The sequence below is a fragment of the Pseudoalteromonas sp. RB2-MNA-CIBAN-0110 genome, assembly GCF_040309305.1.
Classification (GTDB): domain Bacteria; phylum Pseudomonadota; class Gammaproteobacteria; order Enterobacterales; family Alteromonadaceae; genus Pseudoalteromonas; species Pseudoalteromonas arctica.
In genome coordinates, this window is the sequence record NZ_JBEOOQ010000025.1 from 1 (window position 1) to 14,622 (window position 14,622).

A 14,622-nucleotide genomic window follows, 5' to 3' on the forward strand; every position below is an offset into this window, starting at 1 on the left:
TGTTCGTTTGATCGGTGTATTATTTGACTTGGTCATAATAAATCCTAAATGTGTAAACACATTTCAGGACGAGACAGCGCAATAAAAAAAGCCCAGTTAAAAAAGTTAAAAGGGCTAAAAGGGTTGTGCTTAGGGAAGTTGTAGTCGTTTTTTAAACTTATATTTAGAGCTTATATTTAGAACTTATATCTAAAACCAAATGCTATACCGTCATCTTCCGACTGCTCCATTTGTGCTTGTTGATCGTCGTTATCACTTTCAAAGTCGCTAAAGTCTTTACGCGCTTCTACGTAGGCAATAGTGTCTTCGTCAATTAAGTAGTGAAGGCCAATAACAGCAAACTGACGCTTAAATACATCGTCTGGATCGGCGTTAAAGTTTGGCTGAATTACGTAGTCATCACCGGCATCAAACACGTTGTAGGCAATAAAAGGGCGAAAATCGTTATCAAAGCGGTAAGATGCAAATGTTTCTATACCTATTGCGTCATCAATTAAGCGACCAATATTATCGGTGTCGTGGTTTTTGTTTTTATTTACGTTGGCAGCAACGTAAAGGCCGCGTTTATCGATGCTGCCCCACATAATACCGGCACCATAAATTAAATCTTCAACATTACGAGTAGAGCCATCGCCAAACGTTAAATCAAACTCACCTCGGTTAACACCTGCCGTAAGCGTTAGCATATCGGTAGGGGTATAAGTAACAGACGCACCAAATGTGTAGTTAAATTCAACTTCTTGGGCTGCTCTATCGCCAGAGTTCCAAAGCGTTTCGCATTCTTCTTCTGAAATATCGCTTACGTCACAGGTATAAAACTCGCTGTTTTTAAGCTGCGCTTGTACTGCAAAGCTAAAATCGTTATAGCTATTGCGGTACTGCACTAACTTATCACCACGGCCAGTGCCATTTACAGCGCCATCGTCTTTGTTATAGGTGTAAACGCCTGCTGCATTACCATCCCATACAAAGCTATTATTTGTTCCATAAACTACGTCGTACCATGCACCCCATTGTTTACCAATGGTAAGTTGACCGTACTTTTCGTGTGAAAGGCCTGCGTAACCTAAACGGTTATACAAAAATTCGTCCTGAATTGACTCAAAACGATTGTTATAAATAATATCGCTACTACCAACAGGGTTTACACCCCACTCTACAAGAGCAAGAGCAGTCCAATCTTTCTTTAGCTCTCTAGTAAAGCCAAAGTTAATGCGCGAAGTACCGTTAACAACTTCGGTTTCGTTTTGTGTGTTAATTACACGCACATCAAGATACCCACCTACTTCTAGAGTGTTTTTGTCATCTTTGTATAACTCTACCGCTGAAATAGCGGGTGCGAATACAATACTTGCGCTAATCAGTGTCGCTAATTTTTTGCTCATCTTGTGTGTTGCCCTGTGTAAATTTTTAGTGTTTTTACGTAGGTAAAAATTCAGATTTGAAGACTAACAAAGCAATAAAGAGCTCAAAAGTGAAAAATACTCAACAAAATTGACAGGCAAATTCTATTGATATTCACTGGAGGTTAATTTTGTTTTTCAGGTGTTGCAGAAGTTTGTTTTTATATTGAATATATAGGTAAATAGGATGGTAAATTTGTGGTATGTTAAAAATTTAATTTGAATTAATTTCATCTTGTTCAAAAAGTAGCGACTAGTGCAAAAGCTCTAAAAGTACTTTATTTTCATAAATATAACTTTTTATTGTTACTGCGTGTACAAAAATGAGTTAAGTAAACACACAAACACGTTAAAAGTGTTTTTACTCTAATTCAGTATACGTAATTCTAAACTCCCTAGACGTATTAAAGTGAATATATTGATGAATTTTTACTTGTGTAAGTTGAATAACAATTTGCAAAAACACTAAATCTAATTTGTTATTTTAATTACGAGTAGCTCAGTGATAATAATTGCCTTAAACCACGTGGTTTGCCTTTAAACTTTCATAGAAAAACGGGCCATTTTGGTTTAAACTGCGCGCAATTTAAATACATCATTACTCCTTTGGAGGGTAGCGCTATTATTAGTACAGCTAATGTCACCATGCAATTTGGTGCTAAACCATTATTTGAAAATATCTCAGCAAAATTTGGCGACGGAAACCGTTACGGTTTAATCGGTGCAAATGGTTGTGGTAAATCAACATTTATGAAGATTCTAAGTGGTGAGCTCGAAGCGTCTTCAGGTAATGTAAGTACTGATCCAAATGAACGTGTTGCTAAACTAAACCAAGACCAGTTTGCCTACGAAGAATACTCAGTAATTGATACTGTGATCATGGGTCACAAAGAGCTGTGGAAAATAAAACAAGAACGCGACCGTATTTACTCTTTACCAGAAATGAGTGAAGACGACGGTATGAAAGTAGCCGATCTTGAAACTGAGTTTGCTGAAATGGATGGTTACTCTGCTGAATCTAAAGCAGGCGAGCTTCTATTAGGCGTAGGTATTGGCACAGACCAACACTTTGGCCCAATGTCAGAAATTGCACCTGGTTTTAAACTACGTGTGCTACTTGCACAGGTGTTGTTTTCAGACCCAGATATAATGCTACTTGATGAGCCTACCAATAACTTGGATATTTACACCATCAAGTGGTTAGAAGACGTGTTAAACCAACGCGACTGTACCATGATAATCATCTCGCATGACCGTCACTTTTTAAACTCTGTGTGTACTCACATGGCCGATATTGACTACGGTGAGCTACGTATTTACTCAGGTAACTACGACGAATACATGTTTGCAGCAACGCAAGCACGTGAGCAACTACTTAGCGAAAACGCGAAGAAGAAAAACCAAATTGCTGAACTTCAACAGTTTGTATCACGTTTCTCTGCTAACGCATCTAAAGCTAAGCAAGCAACATCGCGCGCTAAACGTATCGACAAAATTCAGTTAGACGAAGTTAAAGCCTCTTCACGTCAAACGCCGTTTATTCGTTTCGACCAAGAAAAGCAGTTATTCAGAAACGCGCTTGAAATGAATAACCTAACGCAAGGTTTTGACGACAACACGTTGTTTTCTGGGCTTGAAGGTTTAGTAGAAGTTGGCGAGCGTATTGCTATTATTGGTGAAAATGGTGTTGGTAAAACAACATTACTTAATACACTGGCAGGGCGCTTAGCACCTAAAGCCGGTGAGTTTAAGTTTTCTGAAAACGCGAACATTGGTTACTACGCGCAAGATCACGCAGATGAGTTTGCAACCGACATGAACTTGTTTCAGTGGATGGAGCAATGGCAACAAGAAGGCGACGACGAACAAGTGGTTCGCAGCTTCTTAGGTCGTATGTTGTTCTCTCAGAACGATATTAAAAAGTCAGTTAAAGTAATTTCAGGTGGTGAGCAAGGCCGCATGCTGTTTGGTAAAATTATGATGCATAAACCAAACATATTGTTAATGGATGAGCCAACTAACCACATGGATATGGAATCTATTGAAGCGCTTAACTTAGCACTTGAAGCCTACGAAGGTACATTAATGTTTGTATCGCACGATCGTCAATTTGTATCATCGGTAGCTACCCGTATTTGGGAAGTTAAAGATGGTAAAATTATTGACTTTAGAGGCAACTACGCAGAATACCTAGCGAGTAAAGAAGCTTAATTAGCTATTTACCCGTTAACCCTAAAAAGCCATGTTTAAACATGGCTTTTTTTGTTTTTGTGGCTTTGTATTAGTCGCAATTAATATGGCTTTGGGTATAATACCCGGCTTAAACAGGACATAAGTCCGCTATTTTGAAAATACATTACTGAGGAGTATTTATGACTGTTGGCATTATTATGGGTTCTAAATCAGATTGGCCAACCATGGAACATGCAGCACTTATGCTAGAGCATTTTGGCATTAAGTACGAAACTAAAGTCGTGTCTGCACACCGCACTCCTCAATTACTTGCTGATTATGCAAGTTCAGCCGCAGAACGCGGGATTAAAGTTATTATTGCAGGCGCTGGCGGCGCTGCGCATTTACCGGGTATGGCTGCTGCTTTTACGTCGCTTCCTGTACTGGGCGTGCCGGTAAAATCAAAAGCATTAAATGGTGTTGATTCACTTTTATCTATTTGCCAAATGCCTAAAGGCGTTGCAGTGGGCACTCTTGCAATTGGTGAGCCGGGCGCAGCAAACGCAGGTTTACTAGCCGCGCAAATTTTAGGGTGTCAAAATCCAGAAATTTTTGCAAAAATTGAAGCGTTTCGTAAAGCTCAAACCGACACTATATTAGCTAATCCAAACCCTGCAGAGTAATAATGAATATTTTAATATTAGGTGCAGGGCAACTTGCACGTATGATGAGCCTTGCAGGCGCGCCGCTTAATTTAAACGTAGTGGCGTATGATGTAGGCAGCAAGCAAATTATGCACCCGCTAACTGGTGAGGTTTATAGCACGTCACTTGAGCAAGCAATATTAAACGCTGATGCAATTACTGCAGAGTTTGAGCACATTCCTGATGACGTACTAACACTTTGTTGTAACAGCAATAAATTTTACCCAGGTAAAGCCGCTATTAAAACCGGTGGCGATCGCTCGCTTGAAAAAGCATTGCTTGATAAAACAAACGTAACTTGTGCGCCATATCAATTAATTACTGAAAAAGCGCACCTTGAACACGCTGTTAAAACCCTAGGAAAGCCACTTGTTATTAAAACATGCCAAGCGGGTTACGATGGAAAAGGCCAATGGCGTTTAAAATCGGATAGTCAAATAGACGAAATTTGGTCACAAATGTCTGATTTTATTGCATCGGGCACTGAGCTTGCGCCACATACAATTATTGCTGAAAAAATGATCCCGTTTGATCGTGAAGTATCTATTATTGGTGCGCGCGATAAACACGGTAATGTTGCTATTTATCCGCTAACAGAAAATGAGCACACCAATGGTGTATTAACGCTTTCTATTGCTGGTAAAAATAATCATAGCGTTGAAGCGCAAGCAAACGATGCATTTACAAAAATAGCAAATGAGCTTAACTACGTTGGCGTGTTAGCTATTGAGTTTTTTGATGTACATGGCACGTTACTCGTTAACGAAATTGCACCGCGTGTACATAACTCAGGCCACTGGACGCAACAAGGCTGCCATTGCTCACAGTTTGAAAACCACATGCGTGCTGTTGCTGGTTTACCGCTTGGTAATACAGAGCTTAAACACATTACCGCTATGATAAACGTACTAGGGCAACCTAATATTCCAGCTGACGTACTTAAATATGCAGATGTGACTAGCCATTGGTACGGTAAAACTGCAAAACCAGGTCGTAAAATGGGCCATATAAACGTATCGGCCACTAGCATGAACGACCTAGCAGATAAATTAGGTGAGCTTACTGAATATTTACCTGAGCAAGACTACCCAGGTATTTTAAAAGCGGCGGCAAATTTAATCCTTCATTAAATGGCTAACCGTTTTATTAAATGCCGAGCTTGCTCGGCATTTTTTTGTATTTAAAAAAGGCGCAAGGTTACCTAGATTGTGAAATAATGATTGCGTCTAAAATTTTACAGTGAAATTATTTAATGAAACTTAAAGCAATTTATAGCGCACTACTTGTTGCCGCTTCTTTTAGTCCTTTTTTTAGTAACAGTGCATTTGCATCAGACTCTCTTCGTGTTGCTACTTTTAATGTAAGTATGGATGCAACTAATCACACACCTAAAGGTGAGCAAGTTAAAAGTGATGCTTTAGTTAATGCACTTAAAGCAAACCACCAGCAAATTAAGAATATAGCGGAAATTATTCAACGTGTTCGCCCTGATATTATTTTACTTAACGAATTTGATTACATCCCAAAAGAGCAGGGGGTTGAATACTTTAATCAACATTATTTAAATGTAGGCCAACATAAACAAGCTGCTATTAACTACCCTTACTCTTATATTGCCCCTGTAAATACAGGCCTAGCCACTGAGTTGGATTTAGATAACGACGGCAAGAAAAATGGCGTGATGGGCGATGCACAAGGTTTTGGCTTTTTTGAAGGCCATTACGGTATGGCTATTTTGTCAAAATACCCAATCGATTTTGATAAAGTAAGAACCCTTCAAACCTTTAAATATAAAGACATGCCAAATGCACAAATGCCCGTAATGCCTAAAACAGGCGAAAACTGGTATAACGCGCAAGAATGGCAAGCACTTAGACTTAGCTCTAAATCGTTTTGGGATTTACCTATTAACGTAAATGATAAAACCATTCATGTTATTGCATCTCACCCAACACCCCCTGTATTTGACGGTGAAGAGGATAGAAACGGCAAACGTAACCACGATGAAGTAAGGTTAATTGCCGATTACGTTTCAAACGCTAAGTATATTTACGATGATAAAGGCGAAAAGGGCGGTTTAAAAACTTACTCCCGGTTTGTTATTTTAGGCGATTTAAATGCCGCACCAGAGGGCGATAAAGCCCGCACAAATACCACAGATCAACTGCTTAAAAACCCATTGATAAACGCTCAGTTTGTTCCAAAAAGTGAAGGCGCTAAAGAGCAGTATGCTGTGCCTTATGCACAAAATTACAGTGCTAATTGGCAAGCGCGTGTTGATTACGTTTTACCGTCAAACTACGGCTTAAAAGTTAAAGACGGTGGTGTGTTTTGGCCAACTAAAACGAGCAATGAATATCGTTTAATTAAAGACAGAAACGCATCGAGCGATCATCGACTGGTGTGGCTTGATTTAATAGTTGAATAACGCCTATTAACAGGGGATGCGCTAGTAAACTGAGCTTTACCCTGTTTAATGGCTATTTATCTTAAAAAATTGCAATAACTTGAGTGCTTCTGCTTAAATACGGCTTAATTATAATAACCGTATAGAAGCACTATGATTTTTAATTTTTCTTCATCTAAAACGTTAGTGGCCTTAGCTGTTGCCTCAAGTGTCATGCTTGCAGGTTGTAGCGCGACCGCTAACACCTCATCAACACAGCAAAGTGCTTTACCAGCAACATCGGTTGCTGCGGTTGTAAACACGCCAGCAGATATCGGCTCACAAAAAATAACGCTAGAACAAGCAATGGCCGATCCTGATTGGATGGGCAATCAGCCAGAGAGCGCTTATTGGGCTAGCGATTCGGCTACTATTATTTATGCTCAAAAAGAGCAAGGTAATACACTACGCGATTTATTTAGCCAATCGGTTACTAGCCAAACAGCAGAGCAGGTAGCACTTAATAAACTTCATACTGTGGGTTCAAATAAAGCTGTTTATTCAAAAAATAAAACAATGGCGGCCTACACGTTTAAAGGCAATGTGTTTGTTAAAAACCTAAAAACCGGTGAACTTAAACAAATTACAGCGACATCAGCAAGCGAATCTAAACCACAATTTTTAAATAATGGCGATTTAGTTTACCGCCAAGGCAATGTATTTTTTAAAGTTGATTTAAAAACAGGCTTAACGAGCGAGCTTGCTAACTTAAAACTTGCTGATGAGCCAAAAGGGATTGAAGAGCCAAGCACGTATATTGCTAAAGAGCAGCATAAATTGATTAAGTTTGTGGCGCTTCAACAAAAAAACAAAAAAGATAAGCAAGCACGTAATGAGCAAATTAATGAACAAAACGATTCAATTGCTAACACGGCTTACTACTTAGGTGATGGTAATAAAGTTGCAGAAGCACAGCTTTCGCCAAATGGTGATGCGCTGTTAGTCGTTGTACAAAAGCAAACAGATTGGCGCGGTGATGGCGATATTATGCCAAATTACATCACTGATGATGCAACCATTGAGCCTAAAAAAGCACGCCGCCGTGTAGCCGACGCTAAAGAAGAAACCTCAAAGCTTGTGTACATCAATTTAACTAACAAAGAGCAAACTTCACTTAGCTTTAATACCTTACCGGGCTTTGATGAAGATGTTTTAGCCGAAGTTAAAAAAGAAAATTATGCACGTGATGGTAAAACATATAAGTCTAAAAAGGCGCCTCGTGGCATTAACCTTATTATGGACTGGGGCTTTGATCAAAGCCCAATAGTATGGAACGATGACGGCTCGCAAGTAGCTATCATGCTCGAAGCATGGGACAACAAAGACCGCTGGCTTGCGAACGTTGATTTTGAAAACAACAAACTTGTGTCGCAACATCGCCTACATGACGACGCATGGATTGCTTACGCATTTAATGACTATGGTTGGTTACATAACTCAAACACGCTTTATTACCTATCGGAAGAGTCGGGTTACAGCCAGCTTTATAAAAAACCAATTAACGGCAAAGCAACCGCGCTTACACAGGGCCAATTTGAGGTTTCTAACTTAACGCTTACCAGCGATGACAGCGCTATTTATTATAAAGCGAATGTTGAGCACCCAGGCCTGTACGAAATTTACCGCGTTAACCCACAAACAGGTAATAGCGAGCAAGTTACTGACTTAAATGGCATGACTGATTACACGTTAAGCCCAGATGAAACTAAGTTACTCCTTAAGCACTCTACAATTACCATGCCTAATGAGCTTTATGTAGCTGATGCTCAAGCCAATACAAAAGCAACGCGACTAACCCATACTGTGTCGGATGAGTTTTTAGCTAAAAAGCTAACTGCCCCTAAAATTGTTGCTGTGCCATCGAGCCATACAGATCAACCAATATATGCAAAAGTATATTACCCAGCAGATTACGTTGAGGGTGAAGTAGGTAAAAATCGTAAAGCGATTATTTTTAATCACGGAGCGGGTTACTTACAAAACTCACATATGGGATTTTCGGTTTATTTTCGTGAATTTATGTTCCATTCGTTACTCGCTGATGAAGGTTACATAGTAATGGATATGGATTACCGCGCATCTAAAGGTTACGGCCGTGATTGGCGCACCGCGATTTATCGTCAAATGGGCACACCTGAAACACAAGATTTAGCCGATGGCGTTAAATGGATGGCGCAAAATGCCAACGTTGATACCAAAGCAGTCGGCACTTATGGCGGCTCATACGGCGGCTTTATGACCTTTATGGCATTGTTTACCGCGCCTGAGTTATTTCAATCGGGTGCAGCACTACGACCTGTTACCGATTGGGCACATTACAACACTGGTTACACGGCTAATATATTAAACCATCCTGATGTTGACCCGATTGCGTATGAGCGCAGCTCACCAATTTATTACGCTGAGGGTTTAAACAAACGTTTACTCATTAATGCACCCATGGTTGACGATAACGTGTTTTTTCAAGACTCAGTGCGTTTAGTACAGCGCTTAATAGAGCTTGAAAAGCAAAACTTTGAAACAGCTATATTCCCTGTTGAACCACATGGCTTTGTACAGCCTTCAAGTTGGTTAGACGAATACCGCCGTATTCATAAGTTATTTAAAGAAACGCTTTAATCTTTAATTCTTAAAGTATAAAAACAAAAACGCCGCATTAGTTTAGTTAACTAATGCGGCGTTTTTATTGGGTTGAACAAAATCTAACTTTATTTTTTATTTTTAAAGTTCTTTTTAAGGAGCTCTATAGCCAGTGGTATGGCAAGCAGAGTCCCGCCAATTACACCAATTAAATGTGCGTCAATGGCCACAGTGGAGTTAATAAGCTTTCCAATATCAGCATTAGGGCCGCTAAATTGCTCAAACGCTATTTTAATCCATACGCCTATAAATAATAAATAACCCGACTTGAGCCCTACAGTTATATCTTTAACTGCCCCCCAAATAATTACACCATGCAGTAGAGCACTTAATCCGGTGTAAATATGTATGCTTGGGCAAAACCAGTAAACACCGAGTCCACACCACAGCGCCAGCGCACTTGTATTAAAAGCGTAGCGAGTAGGTGATGTGTATTCGCCATGTAAAAGCCATATTAATAAAACACCACTGGCATTTAATCCCAAATGAGCCCAATTAGCATGAACAAATTGGCTAGAAAAGATTCGCCACAGTTCGCCTTTATCAATTAGGCTTCGGTTAAATTCAAGTAAATTATTTAAATCAAATGCAGCAAAAATGGTACTAAATAGCAGCAGAATAATAGGCGGTAATATATAACGTGGTTGAATAGGTAAATTAAGCATTTTATTATATTTTTTTAGTCAAAATTTTTGCATATTGTGCCCGTTTAACTTTAAGATGCCAAATACAACTACGTAATTAAGTGTTTTTAGTATTTTTATGCATTTTAAACTTAACTCATTATTTGCCATTGGACTGTGCGCAGTATCACTGCCTTCATTTGCACAGCAAGCAACTCAAATTGAAACTCGCGAACCTGAAGCCGCTACCGGATTAATCCATAAAAAAGTAGTGCAAGGTGATAAATACATGGTTGCTGCGGCAAATCCATATGCCTCAAGAGCCGGTCAACAAATTTTAGCCCAAGGCGGCAGTGCCGTAGATGCTGCCATTGCTACTCAACTAGTGCTTACTTTAGTTGAGCCGCAATCCTCAGGTATTGGCGGTGGTACATTTATGATGTACTACAACAAAGCAAACAATAAGCTGACTAGTTTTGATGGCCGCGAAACCGCACCTGCAAATGCAGACGAAACTTTGTTTTTAGATAAGCACGGTAAAGCTGTTAAATGGATTGAAGCTGTAGTAGGCGGACGCTCTGTTGGCGTACCTGGTATTTTACATGCCTTTGCAAGCGCGCATAAACAATACGGTACATTGCCGTGGGAAGCGCTTTTTAAACCGGCTATTGAACTTGCAGAGCAAGGCTTTGTAATTTCGCCGCGTTTACATGGTTTATTAGCACGCCAGTTAAACCCAGGCGTGCTGAGCATGCCAATTATTAACGAATACTTTTACCCAAATGGTAAATTAATCGAAGCGGGTAGCGTTAAAAAGAATCAACCACTTGCTGATTTATACAAAGACATTGCAAAGCAGGGCATTGATGCATTTTACAAAGGCGAAAACGCTAAACAAATGGTTAATGCTGTACAGCACTCTAAAATTGCCCCTGGTAAATTAAGTGTGCAAGATTTAGCAGATTACAAAAGTAAAGAACGCGACGCCGTATGTATACAATACCGTGCTTATAACGTGTGTTCTATGGCGCCACCAAGTAGTGGCGGTGTAGCAGTACTACAAATGCTTGGCCTACTTGAGCATAAAGATATGAGCGCACTTAAACCAAATGGCGAAAAAGCGATTCATTACTTTAGCCAAGCTTCGCGTATTGCATTTGCCGATCGCGATATGTACATGGGCGATCCCGATTTCACTCAAGTACCTACAAAAGAGCTTTTAAACAAAGATTACATTGCCTCACGCGCTAAATTAATTACCGAAACAGACCAAAAAGCCGTAGCCGGTAATCCAGTAGGGTACTTAAGTTATGCAATGGATGATTCATACGAGTTACCTTCTACTTCGCATGTCTCTATTGTAGATAGTAAAGGTAATGCAGTTTCGATGACCAGTTCAATTGAGATGGCGTTTGGCTCTACAGTTATGGTTAATGGCTTTATTTTAAATAACCAACTAACTGACTTTTCGTTATCACCACGTAAAAACGGCAAGCTTGTAGCAAACCGTGTAGAGGCTGGTAAACGCCCGCGTAGCTCTATGTCACCGGTAATGGTATTTAATAAAGATGGCAGCTTACGTTTAATTGTAGGCTCACCTGGTGGTAGTCGTATCATAGATTACGTTGCACAAGTTGTTGTGGGTGTTATTGACTGGAATTTATCAGCACAAGACGCTATTAACTTACCGCGTACAACAAATCGTAACGATTACACCAGCCTTGAAAAAGGCACAACCATTGAAGCCATTGCGCCTGCGCTTACTAAACGCGGCCACAATGTACGTATTATTGATTTAAACTCAGGCTTACACGCAGTTGAAGTTAAAAATAATACCTTATATGGTGGTGCCGATCCTCGCCGTGAAGGTGTTGCGTTATCTGATTTAACTGATAATAACGCCACTATCAAATTTTAAATTATGTATAATATGCATGCGGGCAGTGAAGCCCGCATGTATTTTCTCTCAATGGTCTGACTAGCTTAATTGTCGTTGCAATTAAACCTCTAACACTGATAATGACAGATCATAACTTAAGACTCCGTTAAAGCCTGGAAATATGACAACTAATACTGATCCTAACTACTTATATATTCATCATTCTGGCCCTGGCCTAATTGAAACACCGCTATTAAATAAAGGCAGTGCCTTTAGTAAAAAAGAACGCGAAAATTTCAATCTTGCTGGTTTACTTCCTCCTCGCTTTGAAACAATAGAAGAGCAAGTTGAGCGTTGTTATCAGCAGTATTCTAGCTTTACCGACAACCTTAATAAGCATATTTACTTACGTGCGATTCAAGATAACAACGAAACACTTTACTACCGTTTAGTGCGTGATCATCTTGAAGAAATGATGCCAATCATTTACACGCCGACAGTTGGCGACGCTTGTGAAAAATTCTCAGACATTTATCGCAGCGCACGTGGCTTATTTATTTCGTATGAAGATCGTTACCAAATTGACGACATTTTACGCAACGCTACCAAAGGTAAAGTAAAAGTGATTGTTGTAACCGATGGCGAGCGTATTTTAGGCCTAGGCGATCAGGGTATTGGTGGCATGGGTATCCCAATTGGTAAATTGTCACTTTACACTGCGTGTGGTGGTATAAGCCCTGCATACACATTGCCTGTAATGCTTGATGTGGGTACTAATAACGAAAAACTTTTAAACGATCCTATGTACATGGGTGCACGCCATAAGCGTATTGCTCAAGACGAATACGATGAGTTTTTAGATTTATTCATTAAAGCGGTTAAACGTCGCTGGCCAAATGTATTACTTCAGTTTGAAGATTTTGCACAGCCAAATGCAATGCCGTTACTTAAGCGCTACCGCAATGAAATTTGTAGCTTTAACGATGACATTCAAGGTACTGCGGCTGTAACGGTCGGTTCTTTACTTGCTGCGTGTCGTGTTAAAAATTCAACCCTAAGCCAACAAAAAGTAGTTTTTGTGGGTGCAGGTTCTGCAGGTTGTGGTATTGCTGAGCAAATTATTAGCCAAATGGTTTTTGAAGGTATTACAGAAGCTCAAGCGCGTAGCCAAGTATTTATGGTTGACCGTTTTGGCCTACTTTCAGAGGGGATGGAAGGCTTACGCGATTTCCAACAAGCACTTGCACAACCGCAAGGCTCGTTAAGTGATTGGACTTACAGCGGTGAATACGCATCACTTCTTGATGTTATGCACTGTGCACAACCAGACATTTTAATTGGTGTTTCAGGCCAACCTGGTTTGTTTACTGAGCAAGCTATTCGTGCAATGCACGCCGGTTGTGAACAGCCAATTATTTTCCCATTGAGTAATCCATCTAAGCAGGTAGAAGCGCATCCTGCTGATGTGATTAAGTGGACTGACGGTAAAGCGCTTGTTGCAACAGGTAGCCCGTTTGATCCGGTTGAACACAACGGTGAAATTTTCCCAATCCCACAATGTAACAATAGCTATATTTTTCCAGGTATTGGTTTAGGGGTTATTGCAGCTAAAGCGACACGCATTACAGATGCTATGTTAAGTGTGTCTAGCGAAATGCTTGCAGAATCGTCGCCGCGTGCCAACACAGGTAAAGGTAGTTTATTACCAGCCCTGACTGAAATTGAAACGCTAAGTAAGCGTATTGCATTTGCCATTGCTAAAAAAGCAATCGAAGAGGGCGTTGCTCTTGAGATTACTGATGATGCGTTATGGGCAGCAATCGACAAAAATTACTGGTTACCAAAATACCGTAACTATAAACGTTGTAGTGTTTAATTAGGTTTATACGTAATTAAAAATAAATAACGTTGTAGGCACAGTTACAACGCTTAACAAAAAACAGGCAATTGCCTGTTTTTTTATGCTTGTTCATATTTAATTAACCACGTAAGGTCTTTAATAGCATTTACAAAATTAAAGGATCGACTAATGAAAACACTGACTCTTGTTTTAGGTAGTGCACTGGCTTTAAACGTACTTAGTTTTGATGCACTCGCGGCAGCGACTCCCGATGCTCCTCATATTTATGTTAAGGGCGAAGCGACTCTTACTACAATGCCAGATTACGTACAGCTTAGTGTAGGTATTACCGAAGTTGATAAAGACTTAATTGCAGCTAAAAATAAAACCGACTTAACCATCGCCAAGGCAATTAAGCTCGTAAAAGAAATTGGTGTTAAAGAGGGAGATATAAACGCCGGACAAATTTCAATAAACCGTGATAGCCAATACAACCGCACTACCGGTAATCAAGAATTTAAAGGCTTTAAGGTTTCTCGTACGTTAACAGTAAAACTCAGCGATATAAATAAATACCCAGAGTTACTACAAAGCTTAGTTAACAACGGTATTAACGAAATTAATCAAACGCAATTTTTAGCAAGTAACTATAACGAGCTGCATAAAAAAGCGCAAAAGTTAGCAATTAAAGATGCACGGGATGCTGCAAAAGAGTTTAGTGAAGATTATGGCGTTGACTTAAAAGGTTTGTACAGCGCATCACTGAGCCCACTCAATGTGCAGTCGCAGCCTTATATGCGCGCAGAAAAAGTAATGATGGCTGATAGCGCACCAAGTAACTATGTACCTGATGCCTACCATGCTGGAGAGATTAAAGTAACAGCGTCAAGCTACGCTGTGTACTACATAGACTAA

Annotated in this window: 10 protein-coding genes; 8 read left to right on the forward strand and 2 right to left on the reverse strand. The window is 39.9% G+C overall.

The features are described 5' to 3' along the window. Positions 1-176 precede the first annotated feature (176 nt). A complete protein-coding gene (locus tag AAEY68_RS12855; protein ID WP_350586057.1) occupies positions 177-1,385 on the reverse strand; it encodes a porin in 1,209 nt (402 codons plus the stop codon). Positions 1,386-2,024: 639 nt separating this feature from the next. Between AAEY68_RS12855 and AAEY68_RS12860 the strand changes: the two genes are divergently transcribed. The 5 genes from AAEY68_RS12860 to AAEY68_RS12880 all read left to right on the forward strand — a co-directional run bounded on the left by AAEY68_RS12860 (position 2,025) and on the right by AAEY68_RS12880 (position 9,344). Then, positions 2,025-3,614: an ABC-F family ATPase gene (locus AAEY68_RS12860; protein WP_076915491.1), complete on the forward strand. Its 1,590-nt coding sequence runs from the start codon at positions 2,025-2,027 to the stop codon at positions 3,612-3,614. A gap of 161 nt (positions 3,615-3,775) precedes the next feature. Beyond that, on the forward strand, positions 3,776-4,258 hold the full coding sequence (purE, locus tag AAEY68_RS12865; RefSeq protein ID WP_002962540.1) for a 5-(carboxyamino)imidazole ribonucleotide mutase: 483 nt from the start codon (positions 3,776-3,778) through the stop codon (positions 4,256-4,258). Positions 4,259-4,260: 2 nt separating this feature from the next. Next, positions 4,261-5,409, forward strand: coding sequence for a 5-(carboxyamino)imidazole ribonucleotide synthase (locus tag AAEY68_RS12870; RefSeq protein ID WP_350586061.1), 1,149 nt, complete (start codon positions 4,261-4,263; stop codon positions 5,407-5,409). A 122-nt stretch (positions 5,410-5,531) separates the two neighbouring features. Next, a complete protein-coding gene (locus AAEY68_RS12875; RefSeq protein WP_024593651.1) occupies positions 5,532-6,707 on the forward strand; it encodes an endonuclease/exonuclease/phosphatase family protein in 1,176 nt (391 codons plus the stop codon). A gap of 132 nt (positions 6,708-6,839) precedes the next feature. Next, positions 6,840-9,344, forward strand: coding sequence for a S9 family peptidase (locus AAEY68_RS12880; protein WP_024593650.1), 2,505 nt, complete (start codon positions 6,840-6,842; stop codon positions 9,342-9,344). A gap of 89 nt (positions 9,345-9,433) precedes the next feature. On the opposite strand, the gene rrtA is transcribed toward AAEY68_RS12880, so the two are convergent. After that, entirely contained in the window at positions 9,434-10,030 is a 597-nt protein-coding gene (gene rrtA / locus AAEY68_RS12885; protein WP_024593649.1) for a rhombosortase, read from the reverse strand. A 97-nt stretch (positions 10,031-10,127) separates the two neighbouring features. On the opposite strand from rrtA, the gene ggt reads away from it, so the two are divergent. From ggt to AAEY68_RS12900, 3 genes are all read left to right on the forward strand, one after another. Beyond that, positions 10,128-11,906 (forward strand): gamma-glutamyltransferase, encoded by a 1,779-nt coding sequence (gene ggt, locus AAEY68_RS12890; protein WP_350586064.1) that lies wholly within the window; start codon positions 10,128-10,130, stop codon positions 11,904-11,906. 142 nt (positions 11,907-12,048) lie between these two features. Continuing rightward, on the forward strand, positions 12,049-13,743 hold the full coding sequence (locus tag AAEY68_RS12895) for an NAD-dependent malic enzyme (RefSeq protein ID WP_007586692.1): 1,695 nt from the start codon (positions 12,049-12,051) through the stop codon (positions 13,741-13,743). Positions 13,744-13,896: 153 nt separating this feature from the next. Further along, positions 13,897-14,622 (forward strand): SIMPL domain-containing protein, encoded by a 726-nt coding sequence (locus AAEY68_RS12900; RefSeq protein WP_007586691.1) that lies wholly within the window; start codon positions 13,897-13,899, stop codon positions 14,620-14,622.